This is a genomic window from Streptococcus parasanguinis, from assembly GCF_047465465.1.
Taxonomy (GTDB): domain Bacteria; phylum Bacillota; class Bacilli; order Lactobacillales; family Streptococcaceae; genus Streptococcus; species Streptococcus parasanguinis_AI.
Map to the genome: position 1 here is coordinate 742,112 of NZ_JASGZU010000001.1, position 22,600 is coordinate 764,711.

Annotated in this window: 20 protein-coding genes and 1 pseudogene; 5 read left to right on the forward strand and 16 right to left on the reverse strand. The window is 43.2% G+C overall.

The annotated features are described in order from the left end of the window. Window positions 1-29: 29 nt before the first annotated feature. From QM351_RS03780 to QM351_RS03850, 15 genes and pseudogenes are all read right to left on the reverse strand, one after another. Entirely contained in the window at window positions 30-413 is a 384-nt protein-coding gene (locus QM351_RS03780) for a hypothetical protein (RefSeq protein WP_414326607.1), read from the reverse strand. Window positions 414-489: 76 nt separating this feature from the next. After that, entirely contained in the window at window positions 490-912 is a 423-nt protein-coding gene (locus QM351_RS03785) for a hypothetical protein (protein ID WP_277838787.1), read from the reverse strand. Window position 913: 1 nt separating this feature from the next. Then, a pseudogene (locus QM351_RS03790) lies at window positions 914-1,559 on the reverse strand (DUF443 family protein). After that, window positions 1,553-2,032 carry a hypothetical protein gene (locus tag QM351_RS03795; protein ID WP_414326608.1) on the reverse strand — a complete coding sequence of 160 codons (480 nt, stop codon included), beginning with the start codon at window positions 2,030-2,032 and terminating at the stop codon, window positions 1,553-1,555. Before QM351_RS03795 ends, QM351_RS03790 begins: the two are co-directional and overlap by 7 nt. Before the next feature lie 239 nt (window positions 2,033-2,271). Further along, window positions 2,272-2,589 carry an ABC transporter gene (locus QM351_RS03800; protein ID WP_414326609.1) on the reverse strand — a complete coding sequence of 106 codons (318 nt, stop codon included), beginning with the start codon at window positions 2,587-2,589 and terminating at the stop codon, window positions 2,272-2,274. Window positions 2,590-2,745: 156 nt separating this feature from the next. Further along, complete coding sequence (locus tag QM351_RS03805) at window positions 2,746-3,330, reverse strand: DUF1307 domain-containing protein (RefSeq protein WP_021153456.1); 585 nt, start codon at window positions 3,328-3,330, stop codon at window positions 2,746-2,748. A gap of 128 nt (window positions 3,331-3,458) precedes the next feature. Next, on the reverse strand, window positions 3,459-4,457 hold the full coding sequence (gene galE / locus QM351_RS03810; RefSeq protein WP_414326611.1) for a UDP-glucose 4-epimerase GalE: 999 nt from the start codon (window positions 4,455-4,457) through the stop codon (window positions 3,459-3,461). 64 nt (window positions 4,458-4,521) lie between these two features. After that, window positions 4,522-5,994 (reverse strand): UDP-glucose--hexose-1-phosphate uridylyltransferase, encoded by a 1,473-nt coding sequence (gene galT / locus QM351_RS03815; RefSeq protein WP_414326613.1) that lies wholly within the window; start codon window positions 5,992-5,994, stop codon window positions 4,522-4,524. A gap of 12 nt (window positions 5,995-6,006) precedes the next feature. Next, a complete protein-coding gene (locus QM351_RS03820; protein WP_414326615.1) occupies window positions 6,007-7,185 on the reverse strand; it encodes a galactokinase in 1,179 nt (392 codons plus the stop codon). 237 nt (window positions 7,186-7,422) lie between these two features. After that, window positions 7,423-9,846 carry a glycoside hydrolase family 3 N-terminal domain-containing protein gene (locus QM351_RS03825; RefSeq protein WP_414326617.1) on the reverse strand — a complete coding sequence of 808 codons (2,424 nt, stop codon included), beginning with the start codon at window positions 9,844-9,846 and terminating at the stop codon, window positions 7,423-7,425. 127 nt (window positions 9,847-9,973) lie between these two features. Beyond that, entirely contained in the window at window positions 9,974-11,416 is a 1,443-nt protein-coding gene (gene gtfA, locus QM351_RS03830) for a sucrose phosphorylase (RefSeq protein ID WP_414326619.1), read from the reverse strand. Between the two features lie 128 nt (window positions 11,417-11,544). Next, on the reverse strand, window positions 11,545-12,378 hold the full coding sequence (locus QM351_RS03835) for a carbohydrate ABC transporter permease (protein WP_195562847.1): 834 nt from the start codon (window positions 12,376-12,378) through the stop codon (window positions 11,545-11,547). 13 nt (window positions 12,379-12,391) lie between these two features. Beyond that, window positions 12,392-13,258 carry a carbohydrate ABC transporter permease gene (locus QM351_RS03840; protein WP_414326621.1) on the reverse strand — a complete coding sequence of 289 codons (867 nt, stop codon included), beginning with the start codon at window positions 13,256-13,258 and terminating at the stop codon, window positions 12,392-12,394. A gap of 13 nt (window positions 13,259-13,271) precedes the next feature. Then, entirely contained in the window at window positions 13,272-14,531 is a 1,260-nt protein-coding gene (locus tag QM351_RS03845) for an extracellular solute-binding protein (RefSeq protein ID WP_342983385.1), read from the reverse strand. Window positions 14,532-14,545: 14 nt separating this feature from the next. Further along, on the reverse strand, window positions 14,546-16,708 hold the full coding sequence (locus tag QM351_RS03850) for an alpha-galactosidase (protein ID WP_414326624.1): 2,163 nt from the start codon (window positions 16,706-16,708) through the stop codon (window positions 14,546-14,548). Between the two features lie 161 nt (window positions 16,709-16,869). Here QM351_RS03850 and QM351_RS03855 point away from each other — a divergent pair, with 161 nt between their 5' ends. The 3 genes from QM351_RS03855 to birA all read left to right on the forward strand — a co-directional run bounded on the left by QM351_RS03855 (window position 16,870) and on the right by birA (window position 19,734). After that, the gene (locus QM351_RS03855; protein WP_070594982.1) at window positions 16,870-17,703 is read left to right on the forward strand and encodes an AraC family transcriptional regulator; all 834 of its coding nucleotides are present in this window, start codon (window positions 16,870-16,872) and stop codon (window positions 17,701-17,703) included. A 67-nt stretch (window positions 17,704-17,770) separates the two neighbouring features. Continuing rightward, entirely contained in the window at window positions 17,771-18,778 is a 1,008-nt protein-coding gene (locus QM351_RS03860; protein WP_070594984.1) for a LacI family DNA-binding transcriptional regulator, read from the forward strand. Between the two features lie 14 nt (window positions 18,779-18,792). Next, entirely contained in the window at window positions 18,793-19,734 is a 942-nt protein-coding gene (birA, locus tag QM351_RS03865; RefSeq protein WP_155124797.1) for a bifunctional biotin--[acetyl-CoA-carboxylase] ligase/biotin operon repressor BirA, read from the forward strand. A 686-nt stretch (window positions 19,735-20,420) separates the two neighbouring features. Here the strand turns inward: birA and QM351_RS03870 are convergent. Next, window positions 20,421-20,594 carry a hypothetical protein gene (locus QM351_RS03870; RefSeq protein ID WP_155124796.1) on the reverse strand — a complete coding sequence of 58 codons (174 nt, stop codon included), beginning with the start codon at window positions 20,592-20,594 and terminating at the stop codon, window positions 20,421-20,423. A gap of 98 nt (window positions 20,595-20,692) precedes the next feature. On the opposite strand from QM351_RS03870, the gene QM351_RS03875 reads away from it, so the two are divergent. Then, a complete protein-coding gene (locus QM351_RS03875; RefSeq protein WP_414326627.1) occupies window positions 20,693-21,796 on the forward strand; it encodes an ABC transporter permease in 1,104 nt (367 codons plus the stop codon). A gap of 1 nt (window position 21,797) precedes the next feature. Continuing rightward, window positions 21,798-22,487, forward strand: coding sequence for an ABC transporter ATP-binding protein (locus tag QM351_RS03880; RefSeq protein WP_049472617.1), 690 nt, complete (start codon window positions 21,798-21,800; stop codon window positions 22,485-22,487). The last annotated feature ends 113 nt before the right edge of the window (window positions 22,488-22,600 follow it).

Here is a 22,600-nt window from a genome sequence, read left to right on the forward strand (position 1 = left end):
TCTCCATTATTCGGGGAATTATTTCAACATCAATCCTCTAAAGTCACTGGAAAAATATCTTCCCCTCTTTTCATTCTTTCTTCCATTTCTTTCCACTCTAGAACCAATTTATACAGTACATTCGTAGGAATAAAGCAAGGTTCACCTAAAAGTTCTTCCTCAAATTGGAAGTAAACTTCTGTGATTTCTTTTCCAACTTCAATCCCCAATAAATTTCCATCAAAAGCGTACTCTTCCATACTTCCAGAAATGACATTCTCCAAAGCTTCGCGAACATCCAGATAAAAATTATGAACTTCCGAATTTAAAAAATTCGACAGGGATTGAAATTTTGGATCAGTAAACTTCAAGAGCAGCATCTGAACTATTTGCTCATTTTCAAAAGCGACTATAGAATACGTTCTTTTCATCATTGGAATTCTGTCAATATTTTGCGATTCATTTAGTCCACTTAAAGTGAAAACAGGAACTTGCCTAAATCCTTACAAGCTATTTCAATGGCGATACATAATCATCTGGAAGCTTGCCTCTCCAGTCAATCCATTTCTGTTCAGCAAGCGGAATTAATCTTTCAAGCTCTTCCTGAGTAAATAATTCCCAACTCTTAGGATTAGCTATTAAAGGAGTTAAGCCTTTTAATATAAATTGTTTCTCACTAGCTTTCTTTTCTTCTTCCGTCGGTGGCCAACGATCGTGCTTAATCTTCCAAGATATTTCGAGTAGCGATCTTTCTCCACTATCTAATAGGGAGAATAATTCTTGGGGTAATTCATAGACTACTAACCAAGAAGCCACAGTTCCCTCTTCTGAAACTAAATAATATTTATCCTCATTTTTCCAGATAGATTTCCCATATCCTTCAACTTCTTCAAATTGGATAACATCTTCCCATTCTAGTTTTGTTGGTTTCATTTTATACCTCTTTCAGTTCTTTAAATTCTAAGTATTTCTTGTTATAATCATAAATCAATGGAATAGCGCCAGATTCAATCCAAATAAATACATAAGCCAACATACCATTCAACACTAGAATGGCAGCTTCTGTTCCATCATCTTCTCCCATATAAATGGCTATGTAAAAGAATAAACAGATAGGCATGGAATTGTCTTTTTTTCTTATTATTCTGAAAGACTATTTTAAACCTCTTCTTTTCCTGCGATAAACGACTTGAAATCTCCTTCCTCGATTTCATTAAAATACTTTGATAGACAATATAAGCTACCAAAATAGATATAAGAAATAAAGATACTTTTAAATACAGATTATGACTAATATCATAATATCTAAAAATTGATGTTGCTACTCTATACAAAAGAAGGCCAAAAAAACCACCTACCATACTCATTCCTGAAGGACCCATATTAATTCTTTTGTCAAAATTTTTATTCTGACTATCAAGTTCTATCAAATCCACTTCAAGAGTTTCAGGGGAAAGTCCCCAATAATAACTCTTTGGTGTCGTGGAGTTGGAATCGAGAACATACTTTTTCTCTCCCATCTCTAACACATCAAAATAAGCAACATCTAATCCTCTAAAATTAATTTTCACATTTACCACCCAAATACTTTCTGAATTGATTTAAAACCTGAATCGATAGCATTACCAACGTTTTTGATTCCTTTATTAAGACTATCTCCCATGTCATTAGCTATATCTTTGATTCCTAAAAAGTTATTGTCGTAAGCATAGTCAACTACCAGACCAACCCCAATACCCGCCACAATAGACCAGCCTACAGGAGTTGTTCCAAGCGCTATGGATGAAGCAAAAACCATGGTAACCTCTGTACCAAATGCTGTAGCCACTCCAAATACCCCAGCATCTAAACTGGACACTCCTACTGCTGTCATTGCCGTCGTTGTTGCAGTATGTGTCAAGGCACGTCCTGCATTCTCTTTTTGCAAATAATTTTGAATTAATAGGCCTGTCCAAGCTAACAGTTTTACACGCTCTTGAACTGTTAGCCCTGACTCAGCATATTCATGCCATTGAAGATAGCTTTGACAGTCCATCGGTTCCATACCCATCAAGGTTTTCTGGAATTTCTCCTTCGCCAAATATTGGTCAAAGTTACTGAATTATCTCGCAAGTTTGCTTTCTTCTATATTTCGTAAAATATATTCACGATCGTAAGTTTACCTCTTCAAATTGGATAACATCTTCCCATTGTAGTCTTGTTGGTTTCATTTTATACTTATCTCCATCAGATACCTTTTCAATGATATCTGCATGTTCTTTACTCAACCAGAATCTTGTTCCAGCTTAGCCTTCAAAAGATTTCACGTTCCAATAAATAATTAGCAATAACCATTTTTAATTCGGTAATAGTCTCATTAATCTGTTTGCTTAATTCAACATCATTATTCCAATAGTAAATATCAGAAAGTCCCCCATGTGGTGGAAAAAGGGCTTGGTAAATTGTCAATTTATCTCTTAAACTCATTTCTTTATTAGTATTTACATATTCTTTCAAAATATGTAGCTCATCCACTTGTGGACCAATATTTTTAATATTATATTTGTCAATGATAGACAACAAATGATCGATCGCTTCTAAAAAAGTCTCTTTCATACTACTGTTCATCATTAGAAAAACCTCATTAACTACTGCTATTTTTTCATACTACAGTTAAGTTAAATTTCTTTAAACTCACTTTTGTTTAAATCCTATTTTACCAAAATATGCCCATGAATTCATACCAAAACAAAAAAGAGCAGCAAACTATGCTGCTCTCTATTTTGTTTATTTTTCTACCATTCCGCCCTTGATAAGACTGTCTTTCGTTACTGAATAACTAACTGTTTTGTCATCTAGCGGATTAAAGCCTGGGACGATTTCTTTTAATTTATTAAAATCGATTTTTGTGTAATCAATAGTATTGCGAATATAAAAGATTCCGTCTTTGTATTCTGATGTCAGTTCAAATCCATGGCCCATCAGATCTTTGAATTTTTCTTGGCTCTTAGCAACGGCTTCTTTCATGGTTTCAAGAGGGTTCTCACCAGGCACTTTTGAGACGTCGTAATCATCAACTTTTTCTTGTAATAACAAGGTATCTCCCTTGTAATACAAGGTGATGGTTGACTTACCTGCTTCATCACTCGTTTCGAGAACGGTTTTTTGTGCACCTGCTAGTGCATCCTCTTTTTTGCTTTCATCAGTTGATGACTCTTTTTTCTTTTCTTTAGCAGATGATTTGCTTGTTGCTTTACTGGTCGCTTTAGTGGACGATGGACTAGTAGATTTCGTACTCTCTTTTTGTCCACAACCAGCTAAAAGAAGACCCGCTGTCAAGAAGACGGCTAACATTTTTGTGGTTTTATTCATTTTGAATACCTCACTTTTTTATGATGGTTAGGGAAATGACTGACGTCTGAAACGAGTCATTTAGCAAGATCAACTGTCGTTTTAGATGTTATTAGAAAAGCCTCAAAAATGATGTTCGCAGTCCCTCCTTATCGATCATTGTAGCCATCTGGGTGGCTGGAATGCCAAGCCCAGGCTGTTTGGATGATGGTCTCGATATTATCAAATTTTGGTTGCCAGCCGAGAATTGCACGCGCCTTCTCAGAGGATGCGATCAGGGTATCTGGATCTCCTGGTCTGCGATCAGCAATCTCAAGTGGAATCGGATGTCCCGTCACCTTGCGAGCTGCTTCAACGATTTGAAGATTGGAGAATCCAGTCGATGAACCCAGATTAAAGGCGGTCGATGGGTTGCCATTTCGGAGATACTCCACGGCAAGCAGATGGGCATCTGCCAAGTCAAATGGATGGACATAATCCCGGACATTGGTGCCATCTGGTGTCTTGTAGTCATCCCCAAAAATAGAGATCTTCTCGCGTTTGCCTTGGGCTACTTGTAAGACGATTGGCAAGAGGTGGGTCTCTGGTCCGTGGTCTTCTCCGATCGATCCATCTGGCTTAGCACCCGCTACATTAAAGTAACGAAGAGGCACATACTTGATGCCGTAGGCTTGATCGGCCCAGCGCATAATGGTTTCCATCATGAGCTTGCTTTCGCCATAAGGGTTGATTGGTTTTTGTGGAGTGGTTTCAAGAATCGGAATCTCTTCTGGAATACCGTAGGTGGCAGCGGTTGAAGAAAAGACGATGTAGTGCATCCCACATTCATGCATGACTTCCAAGAGTTTGACCATGCCAGCTGTATTGTTGTCAAAATATTTCAATGGATCTGCCATAGATTCCGCGACTAGTGAGTAGGCCGCAAAGTGGATGACCGCATCGATATCTGCATGTTCCTTAAAAACCGTGCGCATAAAGTCTTGATCCGCTAGGTCTCCTTGGTAAAAGACGGCATCTGGATGCACCGCTGCACGGTGGCCTGTGACCAGGCTATCGACCACGACGACTTTTTCCTGTCCTTCATTGACCAAACGGTCTACCATGTGGGAACCGATATAGCCAGCTCCTCCGAGTACGAGTATTGCCATTTGTTTTCCTTTCGCTTCTTTATCTTCTCTCTTATTGTACCAAATTTCTGCCTCTTCTCCACACTTAAAGTGTCGCGACAAAGCGTCCAAAGGCTGCTTGGCCTTCTGCTGTTCGCTTGTAGACACCGGCATCTTCCAGCACGCGCGCAAAGATTTGACCAACTGATTCACGAACAATAGCTTCTGCCTCTGCTTCGTCTATGATGGATGGGTGAGTAGCTTTCAAGTCATCTGCCCATTCTTGGTGGTAGGTAGCTACAGTGTTTTCACGTCCAAGTAGATAGTCTTGAACCTGCTTGAGCTCTTCTTTGAGACGAGGAGGCAAAATGGCTAGACCCATGACTTCGATCAGGCCGATATTTTCTTTTTTGATGTGTTGCACATCCGCATGTGGGTGATAGATACCATCTGGATGCTCTGGTGAGGTTTGGTTGTCACGGAGCACCAAGTCCAGTACATAATGGCCATCACGAATCCGTGCAATGGGGGTAATGGTATGATGAGGTTGACCGTCAGATGTGGCTAAGACTTGCACAGCTGGATCCGAGTAACCTCGCCAGCTTTCTAAGATATGATCTGCCAAGTTAATCAGCTCTTCCTTGTTATCTGACTGCAGACGCAAGACTGACATTGGCCAACGAACGATGCCCACTTGAATCTCTTCGAAGCCAGGAATGGTAAAGGTTTGGTCAATCTCTGCCAGCTCCATAGGGAAGGTGTGGCGTCCGCCTTGGTAATGGTCATGAGTCAGGATAGATCCCCCTACAATGGGCAGATCTGCATTAGACCCTGCAAAATAGCCTGGGAAAGTCTCGACAATGGTCAAGAGTCGCTCAAAGGTCTTGCGGCTAATGGCCATGGGAACATGCTGGTTATCGAGGAAAATGCAGTGTTCATTGAAGTAGGCATAAGGGGAATACTGGAAGCCCCAATCATGGCCGTCCATGTCAAAGCGAATAATCCGGTGATTGGCCCGAGCTGGATGGTCTAGGCGTCCTTGATAGCCTTCATTTTCAAAGCACAATTGGCAGGCTGGATAATGACTGGCTTTGGCAAGTTTGGCCGCTGCAATGTCTTTAGGATCTTTTTCAGGTTTTGACAGATTGATGGTGATTTCAAGAGAGCCATAGGGAGTCTCTGCTTCAAAAGCAATATTCTGCGCAATGGCTTTGACCTTGATGTAATCATTGCGCTTAGAGAGAGCATAGAAATCCGCAATCGCGTCTTCCTTGGACTGACGGTAAGTCTCCCAGAAACGATGGTTGACCTGACTAGGGCTGGGGGTGATCCAATCCATCAACTCTGCACCCAAGCTGTCCTTGGCGGCCATGCTGTCTTGGATCTTATTATTCGCAAGCGCAATCTCCACCAGTTGATCTTTTAGTGCAATCAAGTCTGCCATATGAGCTGGAGCGTCTAGGCCTTCTTCTCCGACGCGACTCATAACGCGATTTTTTAGATAGATCCGATCCATCTCTTCGTAGTCACTGACGTTAATGACCGCTGTGACAAATGCATCTAATACCTGTTCTGTCATCCTATCTCCTTTTTAATCAAGCACCCGTGTTCCTGCCGCAACTTCTGCAATATAGAAGCTTGGCGCATAGCCAACGACTTCTTCATAGCGTTTGCCGACAGCATCTTTAAATGCTTCAACCTTATCTTTGTTTACGAGGGCAATGGCACAACCACCAAAACCTGCTCCGGTCATACGAGCGCCCAAAACGCCGTCTTGTTCCCAAGCTGTATGCACCAAGGTATCCAATTCTAGACCAGTCACTTCGTAGTCATGCTCCAAAGAAACGTGGGAAGCATTCATGAGACGGCCAAAGCCTTCCAAGTCACCTGCTTCAAGTGCCTTGCGTGCTTGGAGGGTCCGTTGGTTTTCAAGAACTGCATGACGAGCTCGTTTGATGCGATTTTCATCCTTGATCAAGTAGCTGTATGCATCAAAGGACCAGAGATCCAATTCCCCTAAGGTTTGGATGTCTAGTTTTTCTTGGAGTTCAGAGACGGCTGTTTCACATTCCGCACGCCGTTCATTGTATTTGGAATCCGCTAATTCCCGGCGTTTGTTGGTATTCATGATCACCACAACATTGTCTTTGAGATCCAGCGGTACCAGATCATATTCTAGTGTATTAGTATCAAGATAGATTGCCCGTTGGTCAGCTCCCATACCGATGGCAAATTGATCCATGATCCCAGAGTTGACTCCGATGAAGTGATTTTCGGTTTGTTTGCCGATCTTGACCAGATCTAGACGGTCCAACTGAAGATCATATAGTTTCTCAGCGATGACACCAATCAAGAGCTCAAGCGAAGCTGAAGATGAAAGACCAGATCCATTTGGAATATTGCCGTAGACATAGACGTCCATACCACTATCAATGATGTGACCAGCTTCTTGCAAGAAGTGGAGCACGCCTTTTGGATAATTGGTCCAGTTGTGCTCTTTTTCAAAGTGGAGGTTTTCAAGCGGAACTTCAATGATCCCCTTGTCTTCAAAATTTCCTGAGAAGAAACGCAAGACCTTATCCTCACGCTTTCTTGCTGCCCCGTAGGTACCAAGCGTAATGGCTGCTGGGAAGACATGCCCTCCGTTGTAGTCTGTGTGTTCACCGATCAAATTAATCCGTCCTGGTGAAAAGAAGGTACGGTCAGCCTTCTCGCCAAAGACAGCCTGAAACTTTTCTTGTAGATCTTGAGACGTGATTGATGTAGTCATGAGAAACTCCTTTTAGTTTTGTAAACGTTTTTATACTTGTATTATAAACGATTAAAAGGATAACTTCAAGTATTTTTAGTAAAATTTTATTTATTTTTTATATTGTCTTTAAAAAGCTTACAATAGAGCTTTTCCGCCCTACTTCAATCTCTTATACTTTTCTATTTTGAGTTAATTTTAGTAAAATTTTACCAAAAAATCTCAATTGGGAGTGACCCAATTGAGATTCTTCATTCCTTAGTGTTTCTTTCTTGGATAGACAAAAGATCCAAGGAAGGTTAAGAGGCTGACACCCATAAGGGCTAGGAGGTTCTCGGTTTGCCCGGTTTTTGGCAATACCGATGAAGCAGGACTAGCGGATACACTTGCAGGAGCCTGAGCAGTGTCATGTGACACAGAGACCGGACGAACCTGTGAACCATCAAGAGAGCTTGCGTTTTCTTGCTTGCTAAGAAGGGCCTGTGTCTCTGTGTTTCCAACTACTACTGGTTTTGTCTGATGGGTTGGATCTAGAACTGGTGAAGTTGGGTCTTGGGCTTCTGGTGTTGGTAATGGTGTTGGTAATGGAGCAGGTGCTGGATAGAAGAGACCATGACCAATACGGTAAGCATACTCTGTTCCCGACATTTTTCCATCTACAATTTTTGGAATATCCACCGGTAAGGTACCTAGGTGTTCCTTGCCATTGAAGATGACTTCCACTCCTGCAGGAATATTAGGACCGAAGGCATTGTCTGGTTTGAGGGATTCTGTCGGATCCATTCCCTTATTTCCATAGACTGCTAGAATAGCTTTGGCTGCTGGATAGTTGGCTACATCATAAGGTTTCGAGATGGAAAGGACAGCTGCCTTCTTATGGTTGGTGTTAGCATAATGGACGATTTCAGTTGGGATCTTGGTTCGCCAGAAATCTTTATCCAGTTGCCCTTCATAACCGATCTCTGAAATCACTACGATATGAGTGGCTTTTTCGAGGTCTTCTTTTAGACTATCAAGGGTGGATTCTTTGGTGAAGTTCTTGGCCACAAAGGAGGTATCTTTTGGAAGCACCCCATCCGCGATTAAGCGACGCATGCCCAAATTTAGTCCAGGGACTTCATTTTCAAACGCTCCTAGGAGGAGGACATGATCTCCTTTTTGCACCTTAAATGGTAAGGTATGGTCTTCATTTTTTACAACCGTCACCGCTGCTGCCGCAATCTTGCGTTCCAAATCACGATTAAGGGTAGAGCCGACTGCTTCTTCTGCTTTTTCAGGCGTCCGAGCACTCGGATCAAAATTCAGGACCCCACGTTTTTCTTTGAGGGTGAGGATCCGACGAACCGACTCATTTAAACGTTCTTCTGAGATGTCACCCGTTTGCACTGCGTCTACCACTGCATTGACAATGGTATCAATCTTGCTTAAATCGGTTTTACTGCGAAGGGTCGTTGGCATCAAGACCAAATCAACTCCAGCCTTGATGGCCATTTTTACAGCTTCGACTTCACCGAAGTTCTTAGCGATAGCATCCATTCCCATGGCATCAGAAACAATCACGCCCTTATAGCCGTATTTCTTCCGTACCAAACCCGTTAAAATATCATCAGAGAGTGTCGCTGGGACATAGATTTTCTCACCAGTTTCTTTTGACACAACCTGATCTTTTTCAATTTGTGGGTATTGGATATGGGCCGTCATCAAGAGGTCTACGCCAGCATCCATGGCTTTTTTGAATGGAAGGAGTTCCAATTTTTCAAGTTCGGTAAGAGATTTATCCACCAATGGGAGACCTGTATGGGAATCGACCGCTGTATCTCCATGACCTGGGAAATGCTTAGCAGCTACAGCGACATTGTAGTCTTGAATCCCTTTCATCATTGGAATTCCTAAGTAAGCAACCCGGTTTGGATCAGAGGAGAAGGAACGAAGCCCAATGACAGGGTTTTGAGGATTGTTATTGGTATCCAATACAGGTGCGAAATCCACATTCAAACCTAGTGCAGAAAGTTCACGTCCGATGATTTGACCGGCCTCTTTAGCTAGTTTAGGATCATTGGTCGCTCCGATCGCCATATTTCCGGGGAGAGCTGTACCCGTACCCAAGCGATAGACGATCCCCCCTTCTTGGTCAATCGCTAACAATAGCGGAATCTTCCCGTTATTGGCCTTGTTTTCAATCGCTGCCTTTTGCATATCTTGGGTCAGAGCTAGGGTCTGCTTGGTTTCTTTGACGTTTTCAGCGAAAAGAATGACACCTCCAAAATCATATTTATCAATAGCTTCTGCCACTTCAGCATTGACCTTAGTAAGATCTTGTGGTGACTCCTGACCTGCCTCCTGCCACTTACGGAAGTCCGGCATGATCATTTGCGTAACCTTTTGCTTGAGAGGCATGTCTTCAAGCAGTTTTTCCACTTCAGGAGATGCCTTCTCCGTTGTTGTTTCCGTTGGGGAAGCTGCCGGGACTGCTTCACGATCAGTCACAGTTGACGGTTCTGCTACCCCTTCCTGATTTTCTGTGGAGGTTTCTGGTGCTGGAGAAGCCAACACCTCTTCGACTGTTGCCGCCGGTTCATTGGCTTGATCCGGTGCTTGAGCTGTGTCTGCTTTTGCTGTTTGGACGGACAATAGAGCAAAAGCCGCTAATAGGGCCGCAGATGGATACATGATTTTTTTCATAAAGCGACCTCCTTTCTTTCAATAGATATTGTACCATTGTTTTATAGTTTTGTAAACGGTTGCAATTTTTGAAATGAAAAATAGGATAAGCGATTTTTCACTTATCCTTTAGTTCATTCCTATTTTTTTAAAACACAATGTCTTGACCGTTTTCTGTCACTTGGTAAGTCCCGTCAGCAAGATTGATTCGGGCTACTGCTGTGGCGGTCTGGTCCTTGTTTTGGCGCGTGATGACAATGGTATGTTCATCTGGTGTTTCCACTTCAATGCTTCCTTCTAGGTCAAAAGCTTGCGAGTTGTTCCGGAAACTAAAGAGCTTGAGAAGGGATTTCACAACTGCACGCTCTACTTCTTGAGCAATTTCTTCATTGCTGTAGTAATGACGATTGATATTGCGGCCTTCCTTAGTGTTTTCTAAGAGTTCCAAATCATTCTTCCCTGCTAGGAATCCAACATAATAGACTTGTGGAATGCCTGGCGCAAAGGCTTGAATCAAGCGGGCTAGGAAATACTTGCCATCGTCATCTCCAAGCGCTGAATAGTAGGTCGAATTGATTTGGTAGATGTCCAAGTTGTTGTACTCTGCTGTTGAATATTTGCGTTTCACATTTGCTCCTACCTTGTAGAGCTCATTTGAAGCATAGTCGATCTCTTCATCTGTCAAGATATCCTTGACATCGACCACGCCAATCCCGTCATGGGTGTCGAGTGTCGTGAATTGCTTCATCGGACTCATCTTCAACCACTTAGCAAGGCGCTCCACTTTTGAGCTATAGAGGGTATAGAGGGTCACCATTGGAAGGGCAAAGTCATAGACATAATAGTCGTGATCAGCAATCTTAAATTGGATAGAATAGTGTTCATGAATCTCTGGCAAGAGCTCAGCACCGTAGCTGGCTGCCATATCGCGCACCTTATCCAACAAGTCCCAAATGTCTGGCTCCACGAAGAAATCATTGGTATCCAACTTCTTGACTGCATAGGCAAAGGCATCTAGGCGAATGAGGTCACAACCATTGCTCGACAAATGTTCGATGGTCTTGCGTATAAAGTCCATGGTCACTTCCTTGGTCACGTCCAGGTCAATCTGCTCTTCCCCGAAGGTATTCCAGAGATGCTCAGTTGTCCCATCCGCAAAGGTAATTTCTTGCTTGGGAGCTCGATCCTTGCGCTTATAAATCAAGTCCACATCCGCTTGAGTAGGACGATTCTCCGGCCAGAACTTGTCCCAGTTGAGGAAAAGATCCTTGTAGGCACTTTGGTCGTGCTTTTCTTGGTAGTCTTTATAATACTTAGATTGACGAGAAATATGATTGATCATAAAGTCAAACATAAGATAGTACTTGTCGCCCAAGCGTTTGACATCTTCCCAATCTCCAAAGGCTGGATCCACTTGGTCATAGTCCACAGGCGCAAAGCCACGGTCACCGGTTGATGGGAAAAATGGCAAGAGGTGAACTCCACCGACTGCATCTCCAAAATATTTCTCCAGATTTTCATAGAGGTCCTTGAGGTTATTTCCCAAGCTGTCTGAGTAAGTAATTAACATGGTTTTATTTTGAATCGACATAATGGTCTCCTTTTCTTTATTTGAAAGCCAAGTCTGAAGAGACCTGGCTTTCTTGAGTTTTTCTATTTTAGAATTGCTTTCTAGGATACGATTGAAATCAGCAAGCTGAATCGTCCCTTTGTATCTTATTATTTCACTGCGCCGTTGCTCATTCCTGCGATGATATGGCGTTGGAAGAAGAGATAGACAATGGTGATACTGATAATGCCGACCACGTAAGAGGCAAAGCTTGGTCCGTAGTCGTTGAAATATTGGCCTGCGTAGTTGTATTGGAACAAAGGCAAAGTCCACATTTTGGAATCTCGGTTCAAGACGAGGAGTGGCAACATAAAGTCATTCCAGAACCAAAGGGCATTGATGATCATGGTTGTCGCATGCATGGGTTTCATCATTGGGAAGATGATGCGGAAATAGGTTGTAAATTTATTAGCCCCATCGATCTCAGCTGCTTCATCCAGACTTTCTGGGATTGAGATTTTGATATAGCCGACATAGAGAAAGAGGGTCTGTGGAATCGCATAGGTCAAGTAGAGCAAGATCAAACCAAAGGTGTTAGCCAAACCGAGTTTACTCATCATAACCGTAATCGGAATCATGATGACTTGGAAAGGTACGAAAATCCCAAGGATCAAGAGGGTGTACATGATGGTAAAAGCTTTTCTCTTACTCATATTACGAGCGATGGAGTAGGCTGCCATGGGGATAACGATCATTACTGCAAGTAAAGACAAGACAGTGATGACGACAGAGTTCCAATAATAGCCTCCGATCCCATCCGCTAAGAGACGGCTAAAGTTGTCCCATGTGAAGTTGGTTGGAAAGCCAAAGAAATTGTCTACGATATCCTTGGTGGGTTTGAAGGAACTAAAGAGGGTGGCAAGGAGTGGCACTAAAATTAGAACCGATCCTAGAATCAATAGAATGTATTTGCCAATCATGGCTTTTCTTTCATCTTGTTTCATCGTGCTTCTCCTCTTAAATTTCAAATTTCTTAGATACTCTCAATTGGATGATCGAAATCACTACAATCAAGAAGAACAAGATTACGGCAATGGCATTGGCATAACCGAATTGGTTGTTTTTAAAGGCATAGTTATAAACCAAGAGCCCAAGTGAGGTTGTGGCATTGTTTGGACCACCACCGGTCATGGCAAAGACTTGGTCAAAGGCAGTCAGCCCACCTTTTAGGGCTAGGATAAAGACCATAGAGATACTTGGTAGTAAGTAAGGCAATTCAACATTCCAGAAGACTTGCTTGCTCGTTGCACCATCGATTCTGGCTGCTTCTTTAATCTCAGTTGGAATGGATTGCAGACCAGCTAGGAAGATAATGATAGGCATAGCCACCCCTTGCCAAAGAAGGACAAAGACAGCCGCAAAGATTGCTCCCCACTTAGTCCCTAAAAGACTAGTTTGGAGAAACTCAATATGAAGGGCATTCCCAATCGCTGGTAGACCGTAGTTGAAGACTTGTTTGAAGATCAACGCCACTGTCAAGCCAGACAAAACAGCTGGGAAGAAGAACCAAGCACGGAAGAAGGTTTGGCCTTTGATTTTAGAGTTCAAGACACGCGCAATGAAGATCCCAAGTGCAATCTCACCAACCACCATGGCAATGGTGATGATCGCGGTAAATCCAATCGCATTCATGAATTTTGGATCCATAAAGAGGAGCTTAAAGTTGTTCAAGCCAACAAACTTGTAGTTATAGGTCAAACCTGTCCAGTTAGTAAAACTGTAAAAGGCTCCTTGGAACATTGGCACATAGAAGAAAATTGCTTGTAATAAGAGGGGAATGACCACAAAAGCCCATGCCCAATATTTTTGTAATACTTTTTTCATTGTCTCTCTACTCCTAATCCACATCCGCTTTCATCGGGTTAAAGAAGGCATTCAAATCATTGACCATTCCTTGTTTATCACCTGTCAAGACATAGTTCATCGTCAAGGTATGGAAGTCTGCTTCACTGGTCCAGTATTGTTGCAACCACACCAAGTGACGATCCGTAAAGGCATATTTGGTCATCCCAGCAAGCGGTGAATCCTCTCCTGCTTGTTTGACCCCTTCGATCGCTGTTGGAGATCCGTCCACATCATAGTACTTTTGCATGACTTCTGGACGGGTCATGTATTCCACAAAGGCATTGGCTTCTTTTGGATGTTTGGTAGTAGCTGAGATAGACCATGCTAAGTCTCCCGCACCAACGGTTAAGCTTTGTCCTTTTTCTTTCCCTGGAATCATGAAGGTCCCAATCTTAAATTTCGGTTTTTGTTCATTGATCGCGGTGATGGCCCAAGACCCATTTGGTGTCATGAGGACATCTCCACGCGCGAAGGCACCAATAACATCTGTGTAGCCAGCGCCTTCCCAGTTCTTTTGCTTAGATCCTTTAATACGAAGGATATCCATGACCTTGATGTCATCCTTCATAATCGGATCAGACAATTTAATGGAATTTGGCTTAGAATAACGAAGGTATTGGTTGGCTTCTTTTCCTCCACCTGCTGCTGTCGCAAAGGCCAATTGATTGTAACCATTGAGGGTCCAAGCATCTGCTCCTGCAATCCCAAATGGAGTTTGTCCTTTGGCAACGATGTCTTTTACCAACTGTTCAAATTCGTCCCAAGTTTCAGGAACCTTCAAGCCCAATTCTTCGAATTTATCTTTGTTGTAGTAGATTCCGTAAGCATTGGCTGTGAAAGGAACGTTGTAGACTTTTCCGTTTACGGCATATTTTTCTGCATAGCCATTTTTCACGCGTTTGAGATAGTCTTTATTGCTCAAATCTTCGAAGACACCCGCTTTTGCCCATTCTTGCAGTTCGATAGACTGTGGGTAAATATTGACCACATCTGGCACATCTCCTGCGAGGACACGTGTTTTCAATACTTCACCACCATTTGGTACATTGACAACTTTGACCTTAACCTTTGGATTTTCCTTTTCAAAATCACGCGCGATTTCTTCCAAGGTTTTGGTCATTTCTTTTTTCTGGTTGAAATACTCGATGGTCACTGTGCCATCCGCAGATTTTCCATCGTTGGAGCAAGCACCGAGCCCAAACAAGGCTAGGCCTGTTGTCGCAAGAAGTCCGATTTTTTTATACCATTTCATTTGGCTGTCTCCTTTTATTTTTTGACAAAAACATATTGTTTGCTGAGGAAATCTCCCTGAGGAAGAACGACGGTTAAGCCGGCATACATGAGCTCAGCTCCTGAATAGACTTGGTCCGTCCCTTCTAAGCGATAGAGCGCATCTTCTTCCAATCCTTTGAGGTATAGGGTCGGCTCGATCTCCTCCACCGTTGATAAGACCCGTACATAGGTTACAACTGTGCGGTCTTGATAAGTGAACTGGACGGCTGCTTGATTGCTACCTTGGCTTGGATTGATCAAGCGGTAGTGTTTTCCGAATTGAACAAGTGGTCGAATCGTTTTGTAATGAGCGACTTGTGCTGCGATACTATCCAACTCTTCTTGCGGAAGACTGGTTAAATCCAATTCATAGCCCAGATTTCCCATCATGGCCACATCACCACGCGTTTCAAGCGGTGTCATCCTTCCCATCTGGTGATTTGGAACCGCTGATACGTGAGCCCCCATAGAAATGGTAGGATAGAGGTAGCTAGAACCATACTGGATCGGAAGTCTGGCAATGGCATCCGTATTGTCACTTGCCCAGACCTGAGGGAAGTAACGCATCATACCGAGGTCATTGCGACCACCACCTCCGGAGCAGGACTCAAAGAGGATGTTCTCGTACTTCTCTGTTAAGTATGAAACCACTTCATAGAGACCCAAGATATACGCATGGGATTGCATCTTGGTTTCAAGGTAGGTTTTACCATTTCCAAGTTTGGTGATATTCCGGTTCATATCCCATTTGATATAGTCGATCTCATGCTTTCCAAGTAAGTCATCCAAGACCTGCTTGATATAAGAAACCACTTCTTTATTTGCGAAATCGAGCACTAGTTGATTCCGTGAATAGGTGTGTTCGTAGCCTGGGACTTGAATAGCCCAGTCCGGATGAGCCCGATAGAGGTCGCTATCAACAGAAATCATTTCTGGCTCCACCCAAAGGCCAAATTGAAGTCCCTTGTCATGGATGCCTTGTATCAGTTCTGCAAGGCTTCCTCCCAATTTTTCTTCATTGACAGTCCAGTCACCAAGGGCCCGATTATCATCATAGCGATTGCCAAACCAGCCATCATCAAGAACAAAGAGTTCGATTCCCACTTTTTGAGCCTCATCTGCCAGCTCCAATAATTTTTCTTTCTTGAAATCAAAGTAGGTTGCTTCCCAGTTGTTGATCAGAATTGGACGTTCTTTATGAGCAAAGGGGCTAGGAATGATATGGTCTTGGACAAATGCTTGACTTTCTTGACTGAGGCCGGTCAATCCCTTATGTGAGTAGCTGATCATGGCTACCGGCGTATCAAAGCTCTGATTCGGTGCCAACTCCCAGGCAAAGTTTTCTGGATTGATTCCCAATCCAACGCGAACTTCATTGAGTTGATTCTTTTGAACAAATCCTTCAAAATTTCCACTGTAGAGCAGTTGGAAGGTAAGGGCAGAACCGGCATCTTCGGTCACTTCATGATCTGCTAGAATGAGGGCTGGGGTCTGCGCGTGTCCAGAAGCACCACGGTTGGAGCTGATGGAGAAGATTCCTTGCTCTACTTGCTGACGGCGGACTGTTTTTTCTCTCGCATAAGCCCCTTGAAGGGTGATGACATCATAGTCACCTGCTGGGACATCGGCCAACACACTGAGGGCCTTGTGGATCACGACGGTTTCATCACTCCAGTTTTCAATCTTTAAAAAGCTGGTGATGGTTGCCCGATCCTCGTAAGCCGTGTAATAGAGGGTTAACCGAAGGGCCGCTTGATCATCTTCAAAAACCAAGGCCAAGGTTTCAGCGCTATCTACTGTATGGGGATTGGGAAGACCATTCGCCTCGACACTACCAGAGTAGATATTGGCTCCGACATAGAGGAAATCCGTCACCTCTGTGGCACCGTGCTGGATTTGAATAGACGGCTTTCGAAAATCTCCAAGCCCGTGCTGTCCTAAAATCTGACGCTGGGTATCCAAGCTGAAGGTCCGATTGTCAGGTGTTGGATTTCCAGAGAAAGCATGATCCTTCTCATGCACCGTATTGGAAAAATGATAAGACGGGATCGGACGTCCCAGATGCTTGAGCATTAGGTAGCCATCTCGATTTTCAAGGATCAGGCTCAGTCCCTTACTTTCTACATAGAACAAATTTTGTTCGATACGAATTGCCATATCTTCCTCCATTGGACCCGAAAAAATATCACTATGTATTTTTAATTTCAGTTCCAATAACTTTCTTTTTTAGCATGTCTTTATTTTACTTGATGTAAACGCTTACTAAAATAGAATTTTGTTGGACATATATGGTAAAATGTTAGGTAGGAGGTTTACCGATGTTAGTCTTTTCTGAATACCAAACCGATACCATTGACCTAGCCCTTGATTTTTATGGCTACGAAGATTGCCCGAAGAACTATGAATTTGGCCCTAGCGTTCGGGATAATTTTGTTCTGCATTATATCACCAAGGGAAAAGGTGTCTTCCGCTTCAATAATAAAGAAATCCACCTAGAAGCAGGGGATCTCTTCCTTCTCCCCAAAAATAAAGTGACATACTACAAGGCAGATGAAGAAGAACCTTGGTCCTACTACTGGATTGGCATCAGTGGTACCAAGGTGAGTGATTTCATGCGTTTTTCAACCCTGCATGAAAAAGGTTTTCTGAAGAAAACAGAGGTGGAAACAGAAAAGATCGGCCAGTTTATGGAGCGACTCGTCCACAAGGCAGAGGCATCTAAGATGACCTCGCACTACCAACTCCACCTTCTCTCGCAGATATATGAACTGCTCTTTCTCATCAGTGAAGTGGCTCCCGATATCCATCGGAGCCATCCATCTCCCACCTATCAGCTCTATCTGACCTGCAAGCATGTGATTGAGACGCATTACAATAAAGAGCATCTAAGTATTCAAGAGATCGCTGATGACCTCAATGTCCATCGCTCCTATCTGACAACTATCTTTAAGGAGTTTCACCAGATCTCTCCCAAGGAATTCTTGCACTCGGTCCGCATGCAGCGTGCCCAGCAGTTACTGACCAACACAGACGAAAGCATTAAGATTGTAGCTTACTCGGTGGGCTTTTCGGATCCCCTCTATTTTTCAAAGGCTTTTAAGGCCTATAGCCAACTGACTCCTAGCCAATATCGCAGCAAACATAAAATTTAGTAAAATTTTATTTCTTTTTACTAGTTTTTAGAGTATACTGGAAGTAGAAATCAATAAAGGATGAACTATGGCAACGATTAAAGACATTGCGGAAAAAGCAGGCGTTTCTCAGGCAACGGTCTCTCGCGTTCTCAACCAGGATGCGACCTTATCGGTTGGCGAAGACACGCGCAGTCGGATTCTTCGCATCGCTGAGGACCTGCATTACCAAAAGAAGAGCCGCAAAACAGCGCCTCAACCAGTCGAAGACTCTCTTAAAATCGTCATCTTTGAATGGTACACGCGCGAAGAAGAATTAGAGGACCTCTACTACTATGCCATTCGGATGGGCTTGGAGAAACAAGCCCAGGAATTAGGCTATGAGATCTTTCGTATCTTCAACAAGGACGATTGGTCTTTGATTCAGGAGGCAGACGGCATTATTGCTCTTGGGAAATTCAGTCCCAAGACCATTCAAGATCTAGAAAGCTACGACAAACCCCTGATCTTTGTCGATAGCAATACCCTCTATCTGGGGCATTCTTGCGTGACGACAGATTTAGAAGATTCTGTTATCACCGCTCTCGAGCATTTCCTTGAGCATCATCACAAGGAGATCGGACTCTTGGTTGGTCAAGAAGAGACAGCAGATGCGACACCGCTTCAGATGGATCCTCGTCAACGAGTCTTTCAACAGTTTCTCACGGAAAAAGGGCTTTATGAGGAGCGCTTTGTCGCTGTCGGTCAGTTCTCAACTGAGTCAGGCTATCAGATGATGGAGCAGCTGATTCAAGCACTGGGCGACGACTTGCCAACTGCCTTTTTCATGGCCAGTGATGCCATAGCTGTTGGGGCCCTTCGGTCCCTTCAGGAGCACCAAATCGCTGTGCCTGATCGCGTCAGTCTCATTTCCTTCAATGATACCTCCATCGCCAAGTATGTCTTTCCGGCCCTCTCTACAGTGACCGTCTACACAGAAGAAATGGGCAAGCAAGCCATTCAGATGTTGCGGCAAACCTTTCAAGGGAGTCAACCAAGTGTTCCCTGCATGGTCAAATTAGCCACCAAACTGACGATTCGAGACAGCAGTCGCTAGGAGGTCTTAGTCTTATGAAAACACACGAAATCCTCTTTCAAACCCTTTCTCAGGCAGATGATTATGTCAACGGGGAGCAGCTGGCGCAAGAACTAGGTGTTTCCCGCACCTCCATCTGGAAGGCCATTCAGCGCCTGGAAAAAGATGGGGTCGTCATCGAATCCCTAAAAAAGAAGGGCTATAGACTGGTCTCAGGCGATATTCTTCTTCCTGAAGTCATCGCAAGCAATACCCAGTTGACCGTTACTTTGAATGAAGAATGTCATTCTACCCAATTGGACGCAAAATTAGGCATAGAAAGCCATCAAGAAGGCAAGGCGCTCTACCTGGCCAATTCGCAATCCGCAGGAAAGGGCCGCTTTGGTCGTGACTACTACTGCCCTGATCAAGGGGGCATCTACATGTCCCTTCATCTCAAGCCACAATTACCCCCTGCGGAGCTCCCCCCATATACCCTCATGGTAGCTGGAGCCATCTACAAGGCCATTAAAAACCTGACCCTGATCGATATCGATATCAAGTGGGTCAATGATATTTACTATCGCCATAAAAAAATTGGGGGAATCTTAACCGAAGCAATCACGTCTATTGAGACTGGTCTCGTCACGGATGTCATTATCGGAGTCGGTCTCAATTTAGCCATTCCTACTTTCCCAGAAGAGCTAGAAAGTAAGGCAGGTTCCTTATTTGAAGGGCCTTGTCCCATCACCCGCAATGACCTCATCAGTGAGATCTGGAAGGAATTCTTCCAAACAGATGTCGATGAACTGGTCTACCTCTACAAAGAGCGCTCCCTGGTCCTAGGACGAACTGTCACTTTTGAGCAGAACCAACAGACCTATCAAGGCCTCGCCAAAGACATCTCTGATACCGGCCAACTCTTGGTCCAATTAGACAAGCAAGAAGAAATCTGGCTCAATAGCGGAGAAATCTCCCTCAAGCAGTGGAATCTATAAAACAGAGCTCACAACTCAAAAAAGAGTCTGGGACAAAACGCTGTCTCAGACTCTTTTGTGTAAAGAATTATCAAAACTTTTTAAACCAATTCTTGATATACTCTAAGCATATATCCAGTAAGAATTTGATAAATAATAATACAATTCCAATCTTCACAAACATGTAATATTTAAATGTGGTGTCATCAAATTCACTCACAAAAATCGGAAAGGTGAGAATATTAGACGGATTGATAAGAAAATAAAGTGAGATACAAATGGATAAAACCAGCGCTACTATAAAAATTTTTTTATGTATTTGCATTTTTTACCTTTTCCTTTCTTGTTTTACAACATTGAATACCAATCACCAATTTTATATAGCCTGATTAATTCTTTCATTACCCTTTCTAACAGGCTATTTTCTCGTTCTTACACCTTCATCATATACAAATTTCAAAATAATACAAGTCTGTTTTTCTAATTATTTTCATGATATAATAATAAAGTTTGGATATTAAACAAAAAACTCAGTAACTATTCCAACAAACTCTATAAAATTAACTTTTTTGATAGCGCCATGATATATTTAAGCTACTAAACAGTTCAATTCAGTATGTTTTTTGCCCTACTTTTAAATCATGACATTGAAAATACCTAAAAGCGCCTTCCGAAATTCAATTAAATTTCAACATTATTAATTATTCTCAATATGAAAGTCCTTTCCAAATCCATGCAGGGGGCTCTAAATCAACAGGAAAAGCCTTGAAATCAAGGCTTTTTTTGTCTATAGCAGATTTATTTTTGTATTCATTAACAATTAATAATTGAGAATCAAATTGAACACAGTAAACAAATCCGATCCTTTCATACTCTACCAAACACCATCCCCCTATTATCCCTCCACTTATGGTATGATGGTAGAGTATGTTTAGGTGCCAAGCTACTTGAGCACCTCCGTGCTAAAAGGAGAACGAATATGAAAATCGCATGGAATGAAATTAAATACCAACCCAAGAAGTTTATCCTGATTGAGCTCCTCATTACCATTCTCATGTTTATGGTGGTGTTCTTGTCCGGGCTGACAAATGGACTGGGCCGTTCGGTATCGGCTCAAATCGATAACTATGGGTCGCTGCACTACATCCTTTCTACGGATTCAGAAGGGATTATCCCCTTTTCAACCATTACGGAGAAAGATTTAGATGAGGTCCAAAAGATAGAGGGGATGGACTATTCGGGTTTGTCCATCCAGCGGGCAACCGTCTCAAAATCAGAGGATTCCAACACTCTGGATATCACCTACTTCGCGACCGATCACAATGAAGAAGAAATCCTCAATCCAATCATGGAAGATACAGACCTCAAGATCTCCGACTTAAAGAAAAACGAGGTCATTTTGGACAGTTCTTTCAAAGAGGATGAGGGAATCCAAGTCGGCGATCGCGTGATCGATAAAACCTCTAAGCAAAAACTCAAGGTCGTGGCCTTCGCGAAAAATGCCAAATACGGCTACAGCGAGATTGGCTTTATCAGCTCGGAAACCTACACAGGCATGCGGCAAAAAACAGATCCAAGCTATCAATGGCAAGCCCAAACCCTTGTGACCAAGAAAAACATCCCTTCTAGTGATCTAGCCAGCAACTTAATGGTGGCGGATAAGAAGCAGGTGATCGATAAAATCCCTGGCTACAAGGCTCAAAACCTGACGCTACGGATGATCACGTGGGTGCTCTTACTCGCTTCTTCTGCTATCCTTGGGGTTTTCTTCTATATCCTCACCCTGCAGAAGTTGAAACAGTTCGGCGTCTTGAAGGCCATTGGCATGTCCATGAGCCAGATTACCTATGTCCAACTATCCCAGCTCACCATTATCTCCCTCATCGGAGTGCTGCTGGGACTTGGCTTGGCAACCATAATGGCGCCATTTTTACCCAATAGCGTCCCTTCCTTTATGACCCTGAAGGACAATCTCACCATCTCGGTTAGCTTTATCCTGACCTCTATTTTGTGTGGTGCCTTGTCCCTTGTCAAAATCAAAAAAGTAGATCCAATCGAAGTCATTGGTGGAAATGGAGAATAAGATGGCCATTATCGAATTAGAAAATATCAGAAAATCCTACGCCGATGGTAGCCAGATGCACCATGTCCTCAACCAGCTGAATTTAAGCGTCGAACCCAACGAATTCGTCGCCATCTTGGGCCCTTCAGGATCTGGTAAATCCACGCTTTTGGCCATCGCTGGCTTGCTTTTATCAGCGGATGAGGGGCGGATTCGCATCGCAGGCCAAGACTTGACTGGTCTCAACCAAGGCCAATGGACGCAAAAACGGCTGGAATTACTCGGCTTTATCTTCCAAGACCACCAGCTCCTCTCCTATATGAAAATCGGTGATCAGTTAGAACTGGTGGCCAAATTAAAAGGGGAAAAGGACAAGAAAAAACGCCAAGAGGAAGTCAAAGCCTTGTTGGCAGATCTTGGCATCGAAGCTTGTTACCACCAATATCCTAATCAGATGTCCGGTGGGCAAAAACAACGGGCAGCCATCGCTCGCGCCTTCATCGGAAATCCACAGGTCATTTTGGCCGATGAACCAACGGCTAGCCTAGACCCAGATCGAGGGCAAGAAATCGCTCAATTGATCCAAAAAGAAGTCAAATCCAAAAACAAGAGCGCCATCATGGTGACCCATGACCGCTCTATCCTGACCTATGTGGATACCATTTATGAATTAAAACACGGCCAGTTACTAAAGGTAGAAAAGGTTGATTAAATACAAGAGAGTGGGACAGAAATCGGTAATTCGTTAGAATTCGATTTCGTCGTCCCACCTCCGCACAGTTGAGTAGGGCTGTAAAAGCTGATGAAATCAGCGTAGTAGAGCCC